Raw genomic sequence first — 1,945 nt, forward strand, 5'->3', positions numbered from 1 at the left:
TTTGTGGGTTTTTGTTAATCACGGTGTGATTGTTGTGTGCGGTAGTTGTAGTGTTTGAGAGTAAGTAGTTTTATTTTTATTTTTTTTTTAATGGTTCGGCGACACCAGGGATCTACACTATCCGCTTCGTCGGCAACGTCAGATGTTTATAATGGACAGCCACCAGGCCGTGCAGGACGCGGCGGGCCGGTGCGTAGTCGGCGGCGATCAGCACGTGGCCGAGCCCGGCTCCGGCCGGGCCGTGCCGCGCCGGCAGCCGCAGGACCACCGTCGTGCCCTCGCCCTCGACGCTGTCCAGGAGCAGGTCGCCGCCGAGCGCACGGGCGAGCCGGCGGGCGTAGGGCAGACCGAGGCCGGTGCCGCCGGTCCCGCTGCCCGGCACCCGGTAGAACTCCTCGAAGACCCGCTCCCGATCGGCGGGCGGGATGCCCGCGCCCGTGTCGGCCACGACGAACTCCACGTCCTCGGCGGCCGTCCGGACGAACAGCCGGACCTCGCCCTCCGCGGTGAACTTCAGCCCGTTGCCCACCAGGTTCCGCAGGATCCGGGAGAGCATCTCCGCATCGGTGACGAGCACGTCCGGCCCACCGGCGGCGTCCACGGTGAGCGTGAGCCCGGCCTGTTCGGCCATCGGTTCCAGCGGCTCCGACAGCTCCGCGAGCAGCAGCGGGACGTCCACCGGGGCCGGGTGCGGCTCCAGCCTGCCCTGCTCGGCACGCGCCATGTCCAGCAGCTCGTTCACCAGCGACAGCAGCGTGCCGCCGGTGTCGCGGATCAGCGAGATCTGCTGCCGCTGCTCCCCGGTCAGCGGGTCGGCCGCCGGGTCGAGCAGCAGTTTGGTGAGCCCGATGACCGCGTTCACCGGCGTGCGCAGCTCGTGGCTGACGGCGGCCCAGAACCGGTTCTTCGCCTCGCCCGCCTCGCGCAGCTGGTCGGACTTCTCCTCCAGCTCGGCGTACAGCGCCACGACGCCCCGGTTCGTCTCCTCCAGTTCGCCGGAGATCTCGCCGTAGAGGGCCATGACGCCGTGGTTGGTCTCCTCCAGCTCGGCGTTCAGGGTCCGCAGCTCCTCCCGCTGCCGCTGCAGATCCTCCAGCGTCGCCATCAGCTCGGTGTTCTGCGTCCGCAGCTCCTCCAGGGCGGGGGCGGGGCGCAGCCGCCCGAGCCGCGCGCGCAGGTCGTCCAGCGCGGGGCCGGCCGCCGGTTCGGCGTCCGCCGGCAGGTCCTTGCGGAGCCGGACGCGGGCGCCCTTCTCCGTCTTCTCCTCGACGAGGTTCACCAGCCGCGCGGCGGCGGCCTGGCACTCGGTCCGCCGCTCCGCGCCCTCGCGCGGTTCGAGGTCCAGCTCGATGACCAGGCCCGGACGGCCGCGGTCGAGCCGGAACACGACCGACACCCGCTCGGCGCACGCGTACAGCTCCCGGCCGACCTCGCTGAGCGCGGTGGCGACCCGGACCTGGTCCTGGTGGTCGAGGCCGACGGCGGCGGCGACCTGCCGGCCCGCCTGCCGGACGGCGAACACCCCCGCCTCGTCCGCGATCTCGATGCGGAGCAGGTCCTCGGCCATGCCTCACCCCCGGCCGGACGTCGTGACGGCCAGCACGGACCGGTCGTCGTGGTGGATCCCGGCGTCGCGCAGCAGCGTCGCCGCGACCAGCAGCGGGTCGCGGCCGAGCAGCCCCGGCCGGTCGGACAGGCGCCAGCGGCCGGTCAGGCCGTCGGAGTGCAGGACCACCGCCGCGCCCGGCGGCAGCGCGTAGGCGTGCTCCTGGATCCGGGCGGCGCCCGTCCCGGCGATCCCGGGTACGGAGATCATGCCGTGCCGGCGCTCCGGCTCGACGATCCAGCCGGCGACGTTCCCGATCCCGGCGAACCGGACCCGCCCGGCGGCCGGATCGACGGCGGCGACCGCGACGGCGCCGTCGATCCGGCCGCCGGGCGGGTC

General features: G+C 72.6%; 2 protein-coding genes. Both read right to left on the bottom strand.

All coding sequences use genetic code 11. From position 1 onward, the window contains the following. Positions 1–112 precede the first annotated feature (112 nt). Positions 113–1,567 (bottom strand): ATP-binding protein, encoded by a 1,455-nt coding sequence (locus HUX53_RS23515; protein WP_176405396.1) that lies wholly within the window; start codon positions 1,565–1,567, stop codon positions 113–115. A gap of 3 nt (positions 1,568–1,570) precedes the next feature. Further along, a partial coding sequence (locus HUX53_RS23520) for a SpoIIE family protein phosphatase (protein ID WP_176405397.1) occupies positions 1,571–1,945 on the bottom strand: 375 nt, incomplete at its 5' end.

The organism is Actinomadura sp. BRA 177 (genome assembly GCF_013372625.1).
Lineage (GTDB): Bacteria > Actinomycetota > Actinomycetes > Streptosporangiales > Streptosporangiaceae > Spirillospora.